The sequence below is a fragment of the Pseudomonas sp. PS1(2021) genome, from assembly GCF_020405165.1.
In the GTDB taxonomy this organism is placed as follows: domain Bacteria; phylum Pseudomonadota; class Gammaproteobacteria; order Pseudomonadales; family Pseudomonadaceae; genus Pseudomonas; species Pseudomonas aeruginosa.
Genome location: NZ_CP084484.1, coordinates 2,298,081 through 2,316,083, shown reverse-complemented (window position 1 = coordinate 2,316,083; position 18,003 = coordinate 2,298,081). Strand labels below are relative to the sequence as shown.

Below are 18,003 nucleotides of genomic sequence, written 5' to 3'. Positions count from 1 at the left end.
GGCCCGTCAGGGACAAGGAGCCATGTCGGCTTCCGGGTCCGTCCGATCGATTGGGGGAATGCGATGAGTTCGTTACCGTTGTACTTCGATTACGCCGCCACCACGCCCGTGGACGAGCGCGTGATCCGGGCCATGGTGGAGTGTCTCGGCTACCAGGCGTGTTTTGGCAATCCCGCGTCGAATTCCCATGCCTACGGCCGCCAGGCGCGGCGGGCAGTGGAGCGGGCCAGGGAGCAGGTGGCCGCGCTGGTCGGCGCCAGCGCCGGGCAGATCGTCTGGACTTCCGGCGCCACCGAATCCAACAACCTGGCCCTCAAGGGCGTGGCCCAGGCGCTGGACGCACCCGGCCACCTGATCACCAGTCGCCTGGAGCACAAGGCGGTGCTGGACACCGTGCAGCAACTCGCCGATGACGGCTGGAGCGTGACCTGGCTGGCGCCCGGCACCGATGGCCTGATCCGGCCGGAACAGGTGGAGGCGGCCTGGCGCGCCGATACCCGTCTGGTGTCGCTGATGCGGGTCAACAACGAACTCGGCACCCTGACCGACATCGCCGCCATCGGCGAACGGGTGCGCGAGCGCGGCGCGCTGTTCCACGTCGACGCGGCGCAGGCCAGCGGCAAGGTGGCGATCGACCTGGGCCGCCTGGCGGTGGACCTGATGTCGTTCTCCGCACACAAGACCTACGGGCCCAAGGGCATCGGCGCGTTGTACGTCGGGCCGCGCGCCGAGCGGCGGCTGAAGGCGCAGATCCACGGCGGCGGACACGAGCAGGGCCTGCGTTCCGGGACCCTGGCGACCCACCAGATCGTCGGTATGGGCGAGGCCTTCGCCCTCGCCGGCGAGCTTTTCGAGGAGGAGGGCAGGCGCATCGCCGGACTCCAGCGGCGTCTGCTGGAGGGGCTGGCGCAGATCGACGGCTGGCGCCTGAACGGCAGCGCCGACGCACGCATCGCGCATACCCTGAACCTGACCTTCGACAACCCGGCCTTTGTCCCCCAGGCACTGGAGTCCAGCCTGGCGGTGTCCAGCACCTCGGCCTGCAACTCGGCGCGGCCGGCGCCGTCCCACGTGCTTCTCGCCCTCGGCCACGATGCCGCCAGCGCTGGCCGCAGCGTGCGCCTGAGCCTCGGTCGCTACACCCGCGAGGCCGACGTCGACGCGGCGGTGGCCGCCCTCAAGGCCGCGGCGGATAGTGGCGCGCCGGCGTGGCAGCCGTTCCTCGGGGTATCCAGGGCAGGCTGAGCGGCCGGCTCGACCCGCCCTCGCCGAAGCCAGGGGCTGCGGATAACCGCGAAGCGGTTATTCGCCCTGCGGCTCCAGGGGCTTTTCGTCTTTGCCGCCATTTCCCGGCAATGTGCGCTTGGCGGATCATCCAGGTTGGGTATCATGCGTCGCCATTCCCATCCACCGCCGACGGAAGTCAGGCTTTGCCTGCGTGAGCCCAATGGACGATCTCTCCCCCGATTCCGCCTTGCCGCCTGCCGGCAGCGCCCAGGACAACGACGCGCCGCGCCAGTTGGTGGTCTGCATCGACGGAACCTCGAACCGCTTCGGCGACCAGCCGACCAACGTGGTGCGCCTGTACCGCTCGCTGTCGCGCGATCCGCGCAGGGTGCTGGCCTACTACGACCAGGGCGTCGGCACCTTCGGCCTGAAGGAAACCCTGTTCGAGTGGCAGAAGTTTCCCTCGCGGATCGCCGGCCTGGCCTTCGGCTGGGGGCTCAAGCGCAACGTCGAGGGCGCCTATCGCTTCCTCGCCGAGCACTACCGGCCCGGCGACCAGATATTCCTCTTCGGCTTTTCCCGCGGGGCCTACGCGGTGCGGGTGCTGGCCGCGATGCTGCGCGCGGTGGGCCTGATCGATGCGCACCAGCCGCACCTCTTCGACTACGCCTGGACCCTGCTCACCACCCGCATGCCGCCCCGCGACGAAGACAAGCGGGCCGGCACGCGTCGCCGCGGACCGGACTTCGGCCTGCTGGGACGCTTCCGCAAGGTCTTCGGCCGGCAGGTGAAGGTGCACTTCCTCGGCCTGTTCGACACCGTGACCTCGGTGGGCTGGGTCTACGACCCGCTGACCGTGCCGTATTCCTCGAACAACGAAATGGTCGACGTGGTCCGCCAGGCCCTGGCCATCGACGAATGCCGCTGCTTCTTCCGGCAGAACCTCTGGTTCGGCGAGAAGGACCGCAAGTCCGACGTGTTGCAGGTGTGGTTCCCCGGTATGCACTCCGATGTCGGCGGTGGCTATGCGCCGAAGGACTCGCGGCTGGCTCTGGTGGCCTTTACCTGGATGCTCGGCGAGGCGCTGGAGGCCGGTCTGCATGTCGACCCGGCGCGCAGCCGCGACCAGTTGCGCGCACGTTCGAAGCAGGGCCCGGACCCGACCGCGCCGATCCTGCCGGTGATGACCCGGCCCTGGCGCCTGGCCGAGTGGCTGCCGCTGCTGGTCTGGGACCGCCGCAGCGGCAACCGCGCCTGGCGCTGGTCGCGTGGCCGGCCGCGCTCGCGGCCGCTGGAACCGGTCGGGCAGGAAACCCGGGTCAAGCTGCACCGTTCGGTGCAGCGGCGGCTGGACGAATGCCCCGACTACCGGCCGTGCAACCTGCCAGCGCTGGAACGCTGCGACCTCATCGACGATTCGCCGTTGCTCGACGGCTACCGCTAGCGGCTGGCCGCGATCGCGTTCAGAACCACATGCGGATACCGGCGACGAAGCGCGCCTCGTCGTCGTCCTCGCCCTCGGCGCGGGCCAGGTCGGCGCTGTTGCCGTAGGAGCGGTTCCAGGTCACCCCGATGTAGGGCGCGAACTCGCGACGGATCTCATAGCGCAGGCGCAGGCCCAGCTCGCTATCGGCAAGGCCCGAACCGATGCCGCGGGCGGGATCGTTCCTGCCGTACAGGTTGACCTCGGCGCTGGGCTGGAGGATCAGCCGGTTGGTCAACAGGATGTCGTACTCGCCCTCCAGGCGCAGCGCGCTCTGGCCGTTCTCGCCGAGGAAGGCGGTGACTTCCGCCTCGAAGTCGTAGAGCGCCAGGCCCTGCACGCCGAACGCCGCCCAGGTCTGCGGCGAGCCGGGCTTGAAATCCTGGCGCACGCCGGCGACCAGGTCCCACCAGGGACCGATGGCGTGCCCGAACAGCGCCTGGACCTCGGCGTCCTCGGTCTTGCCGTCGAGCCGTTCGCCTTCGCTGCGCAGCCACAGGCGGTTGATGTCGCCGCCGATCCAGCCGCTGGCGTCCCAGGCCAGCGCGCTGCCGTCGTCGGCGTCCTGGTATTCCAACTGGTCGAGCAGGAAGAAGCTGTTCAGCGCGCTGTCGTGCACCTTGTGCCCCTCCAGCGGCGGAAAGGCGGCACGGCGGTCGGCCTCGGTCGGCACCGGGATCGGCGTACGGCTCTGGCTGGGCGCGGCCTGCGCCGGAGGTTGCCGCGCAGCGCGGCTCATCCCCGGCATCCGGCCATGGTCCATTCCCTGGTGGTCCATGGGCTGTGCCGGGGCGGGCGATGCGGTGCCGTGGTCCATCCCCGGCATCCGGCCATGCCCCATCCCCTGGTGGTCCATGGGTTTCGCCGGGGCGGAGGTCCTCTGGCCGTGGTCCATGCCAGGCATCGCGCCGTGGTCCATGGCCGAGTGGTCCATGCCATTGTCCTGCGCGGCCTCGACGGGATTCGGCAGGCCCAGCAGCAGACCCAGGGCGAGGGCACCGCCGGCCAGGCGGGCGGGTTTCGGCTGGCGGCTCATGTGTTGTCTCCTTCGTCTACCCGCACTTCGCGGAACATGCCCATCTCCATGTGGAACAGCAGGTGGCAGTGATAGGCCCAGCGTCCCAGGGCGTCGGCGGTGACCCGGTAGCTGCGGCGGGTGCCCGGCGGCATGTCGATGGTGTGCTTGCGCACCAGGAAGTTGCCTTGCTCGTCCTCCAGGTCGCTCCACATGCCGTGCAGGTGGATCGGGTGGGTCATCATGGTGTCGTTGACCAGGACGATCCGCAGGCGCTCGCCGTAGGTCAGGCGCAGCGGCTCGGCGTCGGAGAACTTGATGCCGTCGAAGGACCAGGCGAACTTCTCCATGTGCCCGGTCAGGTGCAGCTCGATGGTGCGCCCCGGCTCGCGGCCGTCCGGGTCGGCGAAGCGGCTGCGCAGGTCGGCGTAGGTCAGCACCCGCCGCCCGTTGTCGCGCAGGCCGAGGCCGGGGTCGGCGAGCTTCGGTGTCGGCGTCATGGTCTGCATGTCGACCAGCGGGTTGCCGTCCTCCGAAGCCGGATGGGACTGCATCGGCATGGTGTCCATGCCCATCCTGGAGTGGTCCATGCCGGCCATCTTGGAGTGGTCCATGCCGTTCATGTCCATGCCGGCCATCTTCGAATGGTCCATGCCATTCATGTCCATGCCCGACATCTTCGAATGGTCCATCTCGCTGGCGGGCCTCGTCGCCGCGCCATGCCCCATGGCGCCGTGGTCCATGCCGCCCATGCCCATGTCGTCCATGCCGATCAGCGGGCGCGGATCGGGCGTCGGCACCGGCGCGCTAAGCCCTTCGGCCAGCGCCAGGGTGCCGCGGGCGTAGCCGCTGCGGTCCATGGACTGGGCGAAGAGGGTATAGGCGCGCTCGCCGCCCGGTTCGACGATCACGTCGTAGGTCTCGGCCACGGCGATGCGCAACTCGTCGACGCTGACCGGCTCGACGTGCTGTCCGTCGGCGGCCACCACGGTCATCTTCAGGCCGGGAATGCGGACGTCGAAATAGCTCATCGCCGAGGCGTTGACGAAGCGTAGGCGGAGCTTTTCGCCGGGGCGGAACAGGCCGGTCCAGTTGCCGTCCGGCGGCTGTCCGTTGAGCAGGTAGGTATAGGTGTAGCCGCTGACGTCGGCGAGATCGGTGGGACTCATCTTCATCTCGGCCCACATCTTGCGGTCGGCCAGGGTCGCGGCCCAGCCGTTGGCGCTGACGTCGTCGATGAAGTCGCCGACGGTGCGCTTGTGGAAGTTGTAGTAGTCGGACTGCTTCTTCAGCTTGGCGAGGATGCGCTGCGGCTTCTCGTCCGACCAGTCGCTGAGCAGCACCACGTAGTCGCGGTCGTAGCTGAACGGTTCCGGCTCGCGGGCGTCGATCACCAGGGCGCCGTAGACCCCGGCCTGCTCCTGTAGCCCCGAGTGGCTGTGGTACCAGTAGGTGCCGTTCTGCCGGACCTTGAAGCGGTATTCGTAGAGACCGCCGGGAGCGATGCCCTCGAAGCTGAGGCCCGGCACGCCATCCATGTTGGCCGGCAGGATGATGCCGTGCCAGTGGATCGAGGTGTCCTCGGCGAGGCGGTTGCGCACCCGCAGGGTCACGTTGTCGCCTTCGCGCCAGCGCAGGGTCGGGCCGGGCAGCGAACCGTTGATGGTCATGGCGGTGGCCGGCGAGCCGCTGAGGTTCACCGGGGTCTCGCCGATGAACAGGTCGAAACTGTCGCCGGCGAGCAGGTTCTGCTGGCCCGGCCCGGCCAGGGCCCAGGCCGGGGCGCGCCAGAGACCCAGTCCGCCGAGCAGACCGGTGGCGGCGAGGCCTTTGACGAAGGTGCGTCGCGAAGTTCTGTGCATCCGCTGGTTTCCACGCAGGTGGCAGGACGGACTGCGCGAGCCTGCGCAGCCGGGAGGTCGCGGCCCCGCCAGGGCGGTGCGGCGATGCGGACACCCTAGCGGCGCGCGCCTGTCGGCAAGCTGTGGGGAAGATTACAGTGCTGTCAGCTCAGCGCGGCGGGTTCACCAGGTGGCGGTCGAAACCGCGCGCCACCAGGCGTTCCCAGGCGTCCATGACCTGCGCCGGGATCGGGCAGGCGACCTGGAAGCCCAGCGCCGGGTAACGCATGATGCGGTCAAGGTCGCCGACCATCTCGTCGATCACCCCGAGTACGCCGACCAGGTTCGAGATGCCGTCGGGAAATGCGTAGTCGGGCGCATCCACGTGTCCCTCCAGACCCGGCCAGCGGACCGGCAGGGTCAGCGCCACGCGGCGGATCGAGTTGGGCTTGGTGACGAAGGTCGCGCGGCGCAGGTCGGGGAACAGCTCGCGGGCGAAGGCGATGTTCTCGGCGAAGTTGGTCGCCCGCGGCTCGATCACGATGAGGCTGTCGCTTACCCCGCGTGCCCTGGCATGGCGGGCGAACAGCTCGGCTTCCGGCTCGACCCAGAGATGGCGCGTCCAGTGCCCGGTGTTGCCGGTGAACAGCAGGCGTTCGGCGAGGCCGCGTTCGAGCAGTTCGCAGGCGTGGTCGCAGACCCGCAGGTCGTAGGAGCCGCATACCACCAGCAGTTCGCAGGGCACATGGCAGCGGCCCTGGCCGAGGAATTCCCAGAGCAGCCGGGCATCTTGCAGGGTCGGGCTCATGGGACGCCAACGCTCCTCTCGCTGCCGGTCGTGGCGGGGTGCCGATGCTGGCAGTACAGCCGGTCGTCTTCGCGGACGATCCGTAGCTCGCGGAAATCCCGGACCGACCAGCGCGCGCCGGCGGCGAGCAGGCCGCTCTCCTCGCCGATCGCCACGCAGGTCGCGTCGGCGGCACAGGCGGCCTGCACGCCGCTGAGGGAGTCTTCGAACACCAGGCAGCGCGACGGTGCCACGCCGAGCCTGGCCGCGGCCAGGCGATAGCCATCCGGAGCCGGCTTGCCGTGGACCACGTCGTCGCGGCTGACCAGGGTGCGGAACGCCGCCTGCAGGTCGTGCTGGCGCAGCACGTGGTCGATGCGTGCCGGCCAACTGCTGGTGACCAGCGCCAAGGGCACGTCCAGCCAACGCAGCTGGCGGATCACCGCGGCGACGCCGGGCAGCAGGGGACAGTCGGCGCCTTCCTCCAGCGCATCGACCCGTTGCTTGAGGATCCGCCGGCGCTCCATCGGCAGGTGGCCGAACAGATAGTCCAGGGTGTAGCCGCCCGGGCGACCGTGCACGTGGTCGCGCAGGCAGTCCGGGCCGAGCGCCACGCCCTGTTCGCCGGCGACCCGGCTCCAGGCCGCGGCGATGGCTTCGCGGGAGCTGATCAGGACGCCGTCCATGTCAAACAGAACGGCTGAAAACGCTAGTCGATGCATCTCGGGCACTCTGTAGGGCAAGCCAGACCAGGACCGCGCCGCCGAGGGCGAACAGCGCCATGATCAGATAGGACCACTGCGGCAGGCCTTCGTACAGCCAGCCGGCGGCCGGACTGGCGAGGCCCATGGGCAGCGCTACCGCCAGAGAGTAGTAGATCCCCTGGGTCAGTACCCGCGCGCTTTCCGGCGCGTGGTCGCGGATGTAACGCATCACCGCGGCGTGGTAGGCGGCGAAGCTGAGGGCGTGCAGGCACTGGCCGAGGAGGATCGCGGCGAGGTGTTCGCTGCCGGCCAGCAGGCCCCAGCGCAGCGCCGCGCAAAGGCTGGAGAAGAGCATCACCTGGAGCGCCGGGTGGCGGTCCAGGATGCGGTTGGAGACGGCGAAGAAGCTGATCTCGGCGATCACCGCCAGGCCCCAGAAGGCGCCGACCGAGAACGACGAGTAGCCCAGCGTCTGCCAGCCCAGCGAGGCGGTGGTGAAGTACAGCGAGTGGCTCAGTTGGATCATTCCCGCCGCGGCGATGGCCAGCAGCAGGGGGCGTTGCCGGAGGATCCCGCGCAGGTCGGGACGGCGCCTGGCGCCCGGCAGCGGCGAGTCCGGACGGCGCAGGCTGCGGCGACGGAGGAACAGGCAGGCCAGCGCGGTGAGCAGCATCGTCAGGCCGACCAGGGCGGGCACCAGTTGCTGGCCGAACCGACCGAGCAGCAGGCCGCCCAGGGTCGCGGTGAGGATGAAGGCCAGCGAACCGACTGCGCGTACCCGCCCGTAGTTCTGCAGGGCGGCCTTGTCGCGCTTGAGCAGGTAGGATTCGGTGAGCGGCAGCACGCTGGTCCAGAATGCGCCGTAGAGCACGCTCAGGGCGATGAACAGGGGCAGGCCCTCGGCCAGCTGGAACAGCAGGGCGCAGGCGCCGGCCAGGGCCGCCAGCAGGGTCGCCAGGCGCAACTGGTCGATGCGCCAGTCGGCCACGTAGGTCAGCGCCACCCCGGCGATCACCTGCGGCCAGTAGGCCGCGGCGATCAACAGGCCGATCTGGCTGGCGCCGAAGCCCAGGCTGGCCAGCCAGGTCGGCCAGAACGGATAGATCAGCCCCTCGGCGGCGAAGTAGCCGGAAAAGATCAGGTACATGCCGGTTCCCGCGTCGCCGTGCCGGTTCGCTGCGGTTTGCGCCTCACTCGAAGCGCGCCCTGGCGAAGGCGTTCTCGCCCTTGCGCCAGACCAGCAGGGACTCGCCCAGCACCACCAGGTCGACCATGCCGTCCTCCAGCGCGCCGAGGGCGTCCTGCGGGGCGCAGACGATCGGTTCCTCGTGGCGGTTGAAGGAGGTGTTGATCAGCGCCGGCTGGCCGCTGCGGGCATGCCAGGCATGCAGCAGGGCGTGCATGAACGGATCGGCCTGCGGCCGGATGATCTGCGGCCGGGCGGTGCCGTCGACATGCACCACTGCCGGGCAGCGCTCGCGGAAATCCGCATGGCAGTCGTAGGTCATGGTCATGTAGTCGGCCGCCACCTGGTCTTCACGCCAGCCAACGTAGCAAGCCTCGGCGTGTTCTACCGCGGTGACCGGGGCGAATGGCATGAACTCGGTGCGTTCCATGCGCTGATTGAGCCAGTCGTTGGCGCTGGCATCGCCGGGATGGTAGACGATGCTGCGGTTGCACAAGGCGCGCGGACCGAACTCCATGCGGCCCTTGAACATGCCCAGCACCTGGTTTTCCCGCAGCGCTTCGACCAGCGTCTCGATCAGGTTGGCCGGCCGGCTGTAGGCCAGCTGCGGGTACTGGCTGGCGATCAGCTCGGCATTCTGCGCGGCGCTGCGCGCGTCCGGCCCGAGGGCCATGCTCGGCGCCGGGAAGCGCGTACCGTTCTCGCGATAGGCCACCGCCACCGCCGCGGCCAGGGCCAGGCCGCCGTCGCCCATGCAGGGCAGCACGTAGACATCGCGGACCCCGGGGATCTCGCGCAGGCGCTGGTTCAGCTTGACGTTGCCGAACACCCCGCCGGCCAGGCACAGGTTGGCGCAGCCGGTGCGCGCCACGTGCTCCCGGGCGATGGCCACCAGCAGGTCTTCGGAGTGCCTTTGCGCGGCGGCGGCGACATCCGCCGGGCGTTCCGCCGCGCAGCGTTGCAGCAGCGGATCGCTGTAGCCGTCGTAGGAGGGCAGGTACAGTTCGCCGCAGCGGGCGCGCAGGCGGCCGTTCTCCAGGCGGATCATGTCGTTCATCAGCGGCAGCAGCTTTTCCGCGTCGCCGAACGCCGCCAGGCCGGTGATCTTGCCTTCGTGGCGGTTCGGCTTGAAGCCGAGCAGGCGGGTGATGCGCCCGTAGAAGTAGCCCAGGCTGTCGACGCTGGTCTCGCGTTGCAGGACCGTCTCGCCGCCGTCGGCGCGGTAGTGGGTGACGGTGAGCGACTGGAAGTCGCCGCGGCCGTCGCAGGTGAGGGTCAGCGCCTCGTCGAACGGCGAGCAGACGAACGCGCCGAGGGCGTGGCATTCGTGATGGTCGATGTACTCGACCTTGCCGCGCAGGCCGTTGGCGCGGACGAAGGCAACGAATTCGCCGCGCTTGGCCTTGTCGTTGGCCATTTCGTCGGCGATCCGCTTGCGCAGGTGCGGCAGGCCCTCGGGACGCTCGCGGGCTTCCTCGAGGACCCGGTCCAGATAGAGGTCGAGGTGCCGCCCGGCGTCGAACCCGGCGTTCCAGCCGTAGGCGATGCGGTCGATGTCGGCCAGGTCGATGCCGGCCTCGCCGAGCACATAGTCGATGGAGCGGCTCGGCCAGGCCTTGTGGTCCTTCTGGCGGGTGAAGCGCTCCTCGCTGGCGGCGGCGACGATCCCGCCGTCGCGCACCAGGCAGGCGCCGGCCAGGTCGTTGTTGGTGATCCCGAGAATGATCATGCGGTGTCCTCTTGCGCGAACGGGTGGGGGGCGAGAGGCGTAATAGGTTGCATGGCACCGGGAGCCCAACAACCTGCCAGATCTGGTCGCCTGCGAAATCTGGCAGGGCTACCGGATCTGGTAGCTGGACAGCCGTCGACGGGCTTGCCGGCCATACCGGCCGGGCGCCCGCGCCGGCATCAGAAGCTGTAGCTGAGGCGGCCGAACAGGATGCGCCCGTAGGGATCGGTGTAGCGCGGGTCGTAGCCGCTCTGGAAGGTGTAGGTCTGGTTGCTGAACGGCGGTTCGCGGTCGAACAGGTTCTTCACCCCGAGGGTCAGCCCCAGCGCGTGGCTGAGGCGGTAGCTGCCGGCCAGGTCCCAGAGGTTCCACGAGCCGACCTTGCCGTGGCTGGCGCGGTTGTAGTCGTTGTAGCCGCTGGTGTAGCGGTTGCTCAGGGTGGCCTGCCAGGCGTCGCGGCTCCAGGTGGCGTTGGCGACGTGCTTCCAGCGGGCGATCACGCCGACGCCCTGGAAGTCGCCGACGTTGTCCAGGTACTGGCCGCCGATCTGCTGCTGGAAGTCGTAGCGGGACACGTAGGTGCCTTGCAGGTCGAGCCCGAACTGCCCGTAGCGGCTGGCCGGGAAACGATAATCGAGGCTCAGGTCGACGCCGCTGGTCTTTACCTTGCCGAGGTTGGCCAGTCCGGTGACGACGTGATCGATCGAGCCGTCGGCCTTGCGCACGATGCGTCCGGCGTAGGCCTGCGGGTCGGCGAAGATCGCCGCTTCGGGAAACTCGGCGATCTGGTTGGCGATCCTGATCCACCAGAAGTCCAGGCCGACGGAAAGGTCGCGCAGCGGCTGGTAGACCAGGCCCAGGGTAACGTTGCGCGCGGTTTCCGGTCGCAGGTCGGTATTGCCGCCGGTGGCGTTGTAGAACTGCTGGGCGCAGTCGCGGTTGGCGATGCCGCCCTGGCTCGGCTGGCCGCCGGCGCACAGGCGCGGGTCGTCGTAGTTGGCGCTGGTATAGGTGGTGAAGGTCGGGTTGTACAGTTCGTACAGCGACGGCGCACGGAAACCTTCGCTGTAGGCGCCGCGCAGGACCAACTGGCGGAACGGCTGGAAGCGGAACGAATATTTCGGGTTGCTGGTGCTGCCGAAGTCGCTGTACTTGTCGTGGCGGATCGCCGCGCTGAGTTCCAGGCTGTCCAGCACCGGCACGTTGAGTTCGGCGTACTGCGCCTTCAGGTTGCGCTCGCCGCTGACCGTGGCGGCGGGATCGACGCCGAGGCTCTGCACGTTGCCGGCGAAGTCCTGGATGTCCTGGTGGAACGCTTCCTTGCGGAACTCGCCGCCCAGCGCCAGGGCCGCCGGCCCGGCGCCGAACCAGTCGCCGATCTCCCGGCTGGCGCGGGCGTCCAGGCCCTTGACGCGGCCGACCGAGGTACGGAAGTCGCCGCTCAGGGCATGGCTGCCGAGGTAGGCGAGGCCGGCGTCGGTCTGCGGCCCGAACGGGTTCAGCGTCCCGTTGGCGATGCCGAGGGCGGCGGCGCGATCATCGACGTAGCCGCTGTGGATATGGTCGACCACCTTGTTCTGGTTGTACGAGGCGCCGATATCGTAGTCCCAGTCGGCGAACCGGCCGTCGAAGCCGAGCAGCAGGCGCTGGCCGGTGTTCTGCGAGGATTGCAGGCGCGGCCCGAGCACGCTCTGTCGCCAGTTGACCTCCACCGGCCGGCTCGGGTCGAGGGCGAAGCCGCCGGGTCCGGGAGTGATGCCGTTGCCGGGATAGAAGGCGGTGCCGGGATCGATCTGCAGGCCGGTTAGGGTCCCTGGGCCGACCTGGGTAGCGTTGTCGTTGCGCGACCAGAAGTACTCCAGGCTGACGTTGTGCTCGTCGGCCAGCTTGCCGGTGGCGCGGCTGAACACCGAGGTCTTCTCGGTTTCCGGCACCAGGTCGAGGTAGCGCCACAGGCTCTGCCGGCAGATGCCGTTGCGCGGAATCAGGTCGGCGCCCTTGCAACCGCCGGCGGCCAGCGGATTGCTGGCGTTGGCGCCCTGGCTCCAGTTGCCGGGGAAGGCGGTGCCGGAGCTGTAGTCGAGGCCGCGTCCCGGCTGGTAGTTGTAGGTGTAGCCGCGGTCCTTGGCGCCGAGGCGCTCCTGCTTGTCGTAGTTGGCCACCGCGAAGACATTGAAGCGATCCTCCTCCAGCTCGCCGAAGCCCCAGCTAGCGCTGACGTTGCGCTGGTTGCCGCCGCCGTCGTGGGTGGGGGAGGCGTAGCCGCTGTCGAAGCGGCCTTCGTTCAGGCTCTTGCGGGTGATGAAGTTGATCACCCCGCCGATGGCATCGGTGCCGTACAGCGCGGAGGCGCCGTCGCGCAGCACCTCGACCCGGTCGATGGCGGCGAAGGGAATGGTGTTGAGATCCACCGCGGAGCCGTCGATGGCATTGTTCGCCAGGCGCCGGCCGTTGAGCAGCACCAGGGTCTTGTTCGCGCCGATTCCGCGCAGGTCGGCGAACGAGGCGCCGCCGGTGGCGCTGCCGACCGAGCGACTGGAGTTGTATACGCCCTGGTTGCCGGAAAGCCGGCCGATCAGTTCCTCGGTGCTGGTCACGCCCTGTTGGCGCAGCTCCTCGGCGCGCAGGACGCTGATCGGCACCGCGGTTTCCGCATCGACCCGGCGGATCGCGCTGCCGGTCACCTCGATTCGTTGCAACTGGACCGTGGGCGGGTCGACAGGCGCCTGATCCTCCGCCGCGGCGGCGCTGCCGGGAGCGAGCTGCAGGGCCAGCAGCAGGGCGGCGCCCAGCGGCGCGTCGGTGTGGAGCGATCGGTGCATGGTCGGGGCATCCCTTGTTCCGGTGTGTCCAGGGATGTCCGTCGAGCCGGGGGATTTTCCAGGGACGGCTTAGACCTTTGCGCCATGAGTTTATGTCCGCTGGGAACAAGCCCTGCCGTCGCGCCTTTCGTCGGCGGGCCGGAGCGGCAGAACCAGTCCCCTCTGCCGAGGTCGAAAAGCAGGCGTCGCGGCGGTGCTGCGGCGTCCTTTCTTCAGCTACATTTTTCTTTCAGCAGTCGTTCCCATCATCCAGGGCAGCACCCAAGGGGCAGATCATGGCTCGCACCACTCCCATCGAGCTTTATCGCAACATCGGCATCGTCGCCCACGTCGACGCCGGCAAGACCACGACGACCGAGCGGATCCTCTTCTACACCGGCGTCAACCACAAGATGGGCGAGGTCCATGACGGCGCGGCGACCATGGACTGGATGGTCCAGGAGCAGGAGCGCGGCATCACCATCACCTCGGCGGCGACCACGGCCTTCTGGCAGGGCTCGACCAAGCAGTTCCCGCACCGCTATCGCTTCAACATCATCGACACCCCCGGCCACGTCGACTTCACCATCGAGGTGGAGCGCTCGCTGCGCGTGCTCGATGGCGCGGTGGTGGTGTTCAGCGGCGCCGACGGAGTCGAGCCGCAGTCCGAGACGGTCTGGCGCCAGGCCAACAAGTACCATGTGCCGCGCCTGGCCTACGTCAACAAAATGGATCGCCAGGGCGCCGATTTCCTCCGTGTGGTCGCGCAGATCAAGCAACGCCTGGGCCATGTCCCGGTGCCGATCCAACTGGCGATCGGCGCGGAGGAAAACTTCAGCGGGCAGATCGACCTGGTGAAGATGAAGGCCATCTACTGGAACGATGCCGACCAGGGCACCAGCTACCGCGAGGAGGAGATCCCGGCGGAGCTGCGGGCGCTGGCCGAGGAGTGGCGGGCGCACATGGTCGAGGCCGCTGCCGAGGCCAACGACGAACTGATGAACAAGTATCTGGAAGGCGAGGAACTGAGCATCGAGGAGATCAAGGCCGGGCTGCGCCAGCGGACCCTGGCCAACCAGATCGTACCGGCGGTGCTCGGCTCCTCGTTCAAGAACAAGGGCGTGCCGCTGGTGCTCGACGCGGTGATCGACTATCTCCCGGCTCCGTCGGAAATCCCGGCGATCAGGGGCACCGACCCGGACGACGAAGAGAAGCACGACGAGCGCCATGCGGACGACGACGAGCCTTTCTCGGCGCTGGCGTTCAAGATCGCCACCGACCCCTTCGTCGGCACCCTGACCTTCGCCCGCGTGTATTCCGGGGTGCTGACTTCCGGCGACGCGGTGCTTAACTCGGTGAAAGGCAAGAAGGAGCGGGTCGGGCGGATGGTGCAGATGCACGCCAACCAGCGCGACGAGATCAAGGAAGTGCGCGCCGGCGACATCGCCGCGCTGATCGGCATGAAGGACGTGACCACCGGCGACACCCTGTGCGCCATCGACAAGCCGATCATCCTCGAACGCATGGACTTCCCCGATCCGGTGATCTCGGTGGCGGTGGAACCGAAGACCAAGGCCGACCAGGAGAAGATGGGCATCGCCCTGAGCAAGCTGGCCCAGGAAGACCCGTCGTTCCGGGTGAAGACCGACGAGGAGACCGCGCAAACCATCATTTCCGGGATGGGCGAGTTGCACCTGGACATCATCGTCGACCGCATGCGCCGCGAGTTCGGCGTCGAAGCCAATATCGGCAAGCCGCAGGTGGCCTATCGCGAGACCATCCGCAACACCTGCGAGATCGAGGGCAAGTTCGTCCGCCAGTCCGGCGGCCGCGGCCAGTTCGGCCATTGCTGGATCCGCTTCGCTCCGGCCGACGAGGGGCAGGAAGGCCTGGAGTTCCACAACGAGGTGGTCGGCGGGGTGATTCCCCGCGAATTCATCCCGGCGATCCAGAAGGGCATCGAGGACCAGATGCAGAACGGCGTGCTCGCCGGCTACCCGCTGATCGGCCTGAAGGCGACGGTGTACGACGGCTCCTACCATGACGTCGACTCCAGCGAGATGGCGTTCAAGATCGCCGCCTCGATGGCCACCAAGCAACTCTCGCAGAAGGGCGGAGCGGTGCTCCTGGAGCCGGTGATGAAGGTCGAGGTGGTGACCCCGGAGGACTACATGGGCGACGTGATGGGCGACCTCAACCGCCGGCGTGGCCTGATCCAGGGCATGGAGGATACCCCGGCGGGGAAGGTGATCCGTGCCGAGGTCCCGCTGGGCGAAATGTTCGGCTATGCCACCGACGTGCGCTCGATGTCCCAGGGGCGCGCGAGCTACTCGATGGAGTTCGTCCGCTATGCCGAGGTACCGGCCAGCGTGGCCGAGGCGATCGTCGCCAGGCAGGGCCGCTGAGAGCCGCCGCGCGCCGCCGAGGCCAGCGGCGGCGCGCGCCTTTGCGGGAGCGGCAGCCGCATCTTCGGCGCCGATGCGCTTGCCAAGCGGGGTTTTTGACGCCCCTGGATGCTTAACTATAAGACAGTGACCAAGGCCCGCACCTATACGGTCACAAGGATGGCGAATCGATGCTTGCTTCAGCGATTGCCAGCGGTACCGCAGTCTCCCAGGTCTCCAAGCATCTCCTAATGTTCCTGGCCGCCCTTTTCCTCGCCCTCGGTGCATGCGGCTGGGCGATCCTGCACATCGCCAGGCACCAGGACGACATCGCCATCGAGCAGAGCCATTTCTACGTGGAAAAGGCGCTGCAGAATCGCCGGGAAAATTCCGAGCAGTTCTCCACCACCTATTCCTTCTGGACCGATGCTTACGTCTATCTGGGAAACCGGGTCGATGTGGACTGGGCCTTCACCAAGAACAACCTCGGCTCGGTGCTCTACACCACCAACGGCTACGACGGCGTCTTCGTCATCGACGACCGTGGCACTCGCTACGCCATGCTCGAGGGCGAGCTTTCCGAACGCTCGCTGGCCGACTCGCTGAACGCCGACACCGGGGACATCCTCCGCTCCGCACGCCGTGCCGCGGTGGACGAAGCGGCGATCAGCCGCTACGTCGACTTCGACGGCGCACCGGCGATCCTGGTCGCCTCGGCGATCAAGCCCACCAGCGATCATGCGCCCATCGACCTGGCCAAGGCCTCGGTGATGGTCTTCGTCGACCGGCTGACCCCGGCGAAGCTGGCCAAGCTCGGCGGCGACTACGGCATCGCCAACCTGCACCTGCTGGCCGGCGGCGCGGCGGGCGACAAGGAAAGCCTTGCCCTGGAGGGCACTCCCCATCGCCTGGCCTGGGTGTCGTCGCGTCCGGGTAGCGCCATGCTGCGGGAGACCGCGTTGCCGCTGCTGGGAATCTTCGTGCTCGCCGCCGGGCTGCTGTTCTGGCTGAGCCGCAGCGCCGTGCTCAACGCCCGCGCGGTGGATCGCCAGCAGAAGGTCCTGAAACGCAGCAACCAGGCCCTGCTGGCCAGCGAGGAACGTTTCAAGTCGATAGCCGAGGCGGCCTCGGACTGGATCTGGGAAGTCGACGGGCATTTCGTCTTCACCTATCTCTCCGTGCGCTTCCGCGACGTCACCGGCTACCAGCCGGAGGCCTGGATCGGGCGGCGGCTGGACGAGTTGCTGGATAGCGATACGGTGAACATCGTCAAGTGGCTGGAAGGGCTGCCCGATGCCGGTGCGCCGTCCAGCCTGGTCTGCGCTTTCCGCGACAGCCAGGGCCAGGCGCGGGTCGGCAAGCTGAGCGCCAGCGCGATCCGCAACGGCGTCGCCAGCGGCTATCGCGGCACGGCGGCCGACATCACCGACGAGGTCGAAGCCCATGCGAAGATCCAGCATCTGTCCCTGCACGATGCCCTGACCGGCCTGCCGAACCGCAACAAGCTGTTCCAGTTCCTCGAACGCCTGCTGGCGGAAAAGGCTGGCAAGTCGCCGGTAGCGGTACTGATGCTCGACCTCGACCGCTTCAAGCCGATCAACGACCAGCACGGCCATCCCGCCGGCGATGCGGTGCTCTACGCCATCGCCGAACGGCTGCGCGCCTCGACCCGCGACCAGGACATGGTTGCCCGGCTCGGCGGCGACGAGTTCGTGGTGGTCAGTACCCACGTGTCGTCGAAGCTGGAAATCGAGAAGTTCTGTAGCCGGCTGATCGACGTGATCAACCGCGAGGTCGCCTACGAAGGGCACAGCTTCCATGTCGGCGCCAGCATCGGCGTGGCCCTGGCGCCGGAGCACGGCGGCGATCCGCGGGGCCTGCTGCGTTGCGCCGACGTGGCGATGTACGAGGCCAAGGCCGCGGGGCGCAATACCTGGCGTTTCTACTTGGAAGCGATGGACTCCCATCTCGCCGAGAAGAAGCTGCGCGAGACCGAGTTGCGCGCCGCCTTGCAGAACGGCGAGTTCGAGTTGTACTACCAGCCGCGTTTCCTGGCGCAGGAACAGACGATCGCCTCGGCGGAGGCGTTGATCCGCTGGAACCATCCGCGCCGCGGGCTGATCGGCCCGGACGAGTTCATCGGCCTGGCGGAAGAAAGCGACCTGATCGTGCAGATCGGCAACTGGGTGCTGCGCGAGGCCTGCGCCACCGCCGCCAGCTGGCCAGGCGAGGTGATGGTCTCGGTGAACGTGTCGCCGGCGCAGTTCATGACCGGCGATATCGTCTGGCAGGTGCGCGAGGCCCTGCGCCTGGCCCGCCTGGATGCTCGCCGGCTGGAGCTGGAGGTGACCGAGAACGTCATGCTCAACGATGTCGATGGCGCGCTGCGGACCATGACGGCCCTCAAGGAGCTGGGCGTCCGCCTCAACATGGACGACTTCGGTACCGGCTATTCCTCGCTCGGCTACCTGCGCACCTATCCCTTCGACAGCATCAAGATCGACAAGCGCTTCGTCGCCAGCATGGAGAAGACCGGGCGCGACCGTTCGATCGTGCAGGCCATCATCAATCTCGGCAACGCCCTGAACCTGCGGGTCACCGCCGAGGGCGTGGAGACCGAAGGGCAGATGCATATCCTGCGCGACGAGCAATGCCACGAACTGCAAGGGTTCCTGCTCAGCCGGCCGCTGGATGCGCAGCGCCTGCGCGATCTGCTGGAGCGCGAGGCGGGGCAGACCCAGGCGCCCCAGGTTTCCGCCGAAGGCCATGCTGCGCGCCGGCCTTGAGCGGGCGTCAGAAGGGCGCACGCGGTGCCTCGGCGGCCCTCGGTTCAGCGATCGCCCTGC

At 68.3% G+C, this 18,003-nt stretch carries 11 protein-coding genes; 4 read left to right on the top strand and 7 right to left on the bottom strand.

Going from position 1 to position 18,003, the window contains the following annotated elements; genetic code table 11:
* Positions 1-63 precede the first annotated feature (63 nt).
* Both LE197_RS10895 and LE197_RS10890 read left to right on the top strand, forming a co-directional pair.
* Complete coding sequence (locus LE197_RS10895; RefSeq protein WP_003120247.1) at positions 64-1,245, top strand: aminotransferase class V-fold PLP-dependent enzyme; 1,182 nt, start codon at positions 64-66, stop codon at positions 1,243-1,245.
* A gap of 202 nt (positions 1,246-1,447) precedes the next feature.
* A complete protein-coding gene (locus LE197_RS10890) occupies positions 1,448-2,671 on the top strand; it encodes a DUF2235 domain-containing protein (protein WP_003088736.1) in 1,224 nt (407 codons plus the stop codon).
* Positions 2,672-2,690: 19 nt separating this feature from the next.
* Here LE197_RS10890 and LE197_RS10885 read toward each other — a convergent pair whose 3' ends face one another.
* The 7 genes from LE197_RS10885 to LE197_RS10855 form a co-directional block, all read right to left on the bottom strand.
* On the bottom strand, positions 2,691-3,746 hold the full coding sequence (locus LE197_RS10885; protein ID WP_023082939.1) for a copper resistance protein B: 1,056 nt from the start codon (positions 3,744-3,746) through the stop codon (positions 2,691-2,693).
* Positions 3,743-5,587 (bottom strand): copper resistance system multicopper oxidase, encoded by a 1,845-nt coding sequence (locus LE197_RS10880; RefSeq protein WP_023109165.1) that lies wholly within the window; start codon positions 5,585-5,587, stop codon positions 3,743-3,745. Before LE197_RS10880 ends, LE197_RS10885 begins: the two co-directional genes overlap by 4 nt.
* Before the next feature lie 148 nt (positions 5,588-5,735).
* Positions 5,736-6,374: a YdcF family protein gene (locus LE197_RS10875; protein WP_023109164.1), complete on the bottom strand. Its 639-nt coding sequence runs from the start codon at positions 6,372-6,374 to the stop codon at positions 5,736-5,738.
* Positions 6,371-7,039, bottom strand: coding sequence for an HAD family hydrolase (locus LE197_RS10870; protein ID WP_023109163.1), 669 nt, complete (start codon positions 7,037-7,039; stop codon positions 6,371-6,373). Before LE197_RS10870 ends, LE197_RS10875 begins: the two co-directional genes overlap by 4 nt.
* 1 nt (position 7,040) lies before the next feature.
* On the bottom strand, positions 7,041-8,204 hold the full coding sequence (locus tag LE197_RS10865; protein WP_003114866.1) for an MFS transporter: 1,164 nt from the start codon (positions 8,202-8,204) through the stop codon (positions 7,041-7,043).
* Between the two features lie 43 nt (positions 8,205-8,247).
* A complete protein-coding gene (locus tag LE197_RS10860) occupies positions 8,248-9,972 on the bottom strand; it encodes a carbamoyltransferase (RefSeq protein WP_226034028.1) in 1,725 nt (574 codons plus the stop codon).
* Positions 9,973-10,151: 179 nt separating this feature from the next.
* The gene (locus LE197_RS10855) at positions 10,152-12,794 is read right to left on the bottom strand and encodes a TonB-dependent receptor (RefSeq protein ID WP_023109161.1); all 2,643 of its coding nucleotides are present in this window, start codon (positions 12,792-12,794) and stop codon (positions 10,152-10,154) included.
* A gap of 275 nt (positions 12,795-13,069) precedes the next feature.
* Here LE197_RS10855 and fusA point away from each other — a divergent pair, with 275 nt between their 5' ends.
* Both fusA and LE197_RS10845 read left to right on the top strand, forming a co-directional pair.
* Positions 13,070-15,178: an elongation factor G gene (gene fusA, locus LE197_RS10850; RefSeq protein ID WP_003118529.1), complete on the top strand. Its 2,109-nt coding sequence runs from the start codon at positions 13,070-13,072 to the stop codon at positions 15,176-15,178.
* 170 nt (positions 15,179-15,348) lie between these two features.
* Entirely contained in the window at positions 15,349-17,943 is a 2,595-nt protein-coding gene (locus LE197_RS10845) for a bifunctional diguanylate cyclase/phosphodiesterase (RefSeq protein ID WP_003120255.1), read from the top strand.
* The last annotated feature ends 60 nt before the right edge of the window (positions 17,944-18,003 follow it).

Bases quoted from the DNA above. Each gene is read 5' to 3' on its own strand.
- LE197_RS10895 (WP_003120247.1), top strand. From the start codon at position 64: ATGAGTTCGTTACCGTTGTACTTCGATTACGCCGCCACCACGCCCGTG.
- LE197_RS10890 (WP_003088736.1), top strand. From the start codon at position 1,448: ATGGACGATCTCTCCCCCGATTCCGCCTTGCCGCCTGCCGGCAGCGCC.
- LE197_RS10885 (WP_023082939.1), bottom strand. From the start codon at position 3,746: ATGAGCCGCCAGCCGAAACCCGCCCGCCTGGCCGGCGGTGCCCTCGCC.
- LE197_RS10880 (WP_023109165.1), bottom strand. From the start codon at position 5,587: ATGCACAGAACTTCGCGACGCACCTTCGTCAAAGGCCTCGCCGCCACC.
- LE197_RS10875 (WP_023109164.1), bottom strand. From the start codon at position 6,374: ATGAGCCCGACCCTGCAAGATGCCCGGCTGCTCTGGGAATTCCTCGGC.
- LE197_RS10870 (WP_023109163.1), bottom strand. From the start codon at position 7,039: ATGGACGGCGTCCTGATCAGCTCCCGCGAAGCCATCGCCGCGGCCTGG.
- LE197_RS10865 (WP_003114866.1), bottom strand. From the start codon at position 8,204: ATGTACCTGATCTTTTCCGGCTACTTCGCCGCCGAGGGGCTGATCTAT.
- LE197_RS10860 (WP_226034028.1), bottom strand. From the start codon at position 9,972: ATGATCATTCTCGGGATCACCAACAACGACCTGGCCGGCGCCTGCCTG.
- LE197_RS10855 (WP_023109161.1), bottom strand. From the start codon at position 12,794: ATGCACCGATCGCTCCACACCGACGCGCCGCTGGGCGCCGCCCTGCTG.
- fusA (WP_003118529.1), top strand. From the start codon at position 13,070: ATGGCTCGCACCACTCCCATCGAGCTTTATCGCAACATCGGCATCGTC.
- LE197_RS10845 (WP_003120255.1), top strand. From the start codon at position 15,349: ATGCTTGCTTCAGCGATTGCCAGCGGTACCGCAGTCTCCCAGGTCTCC.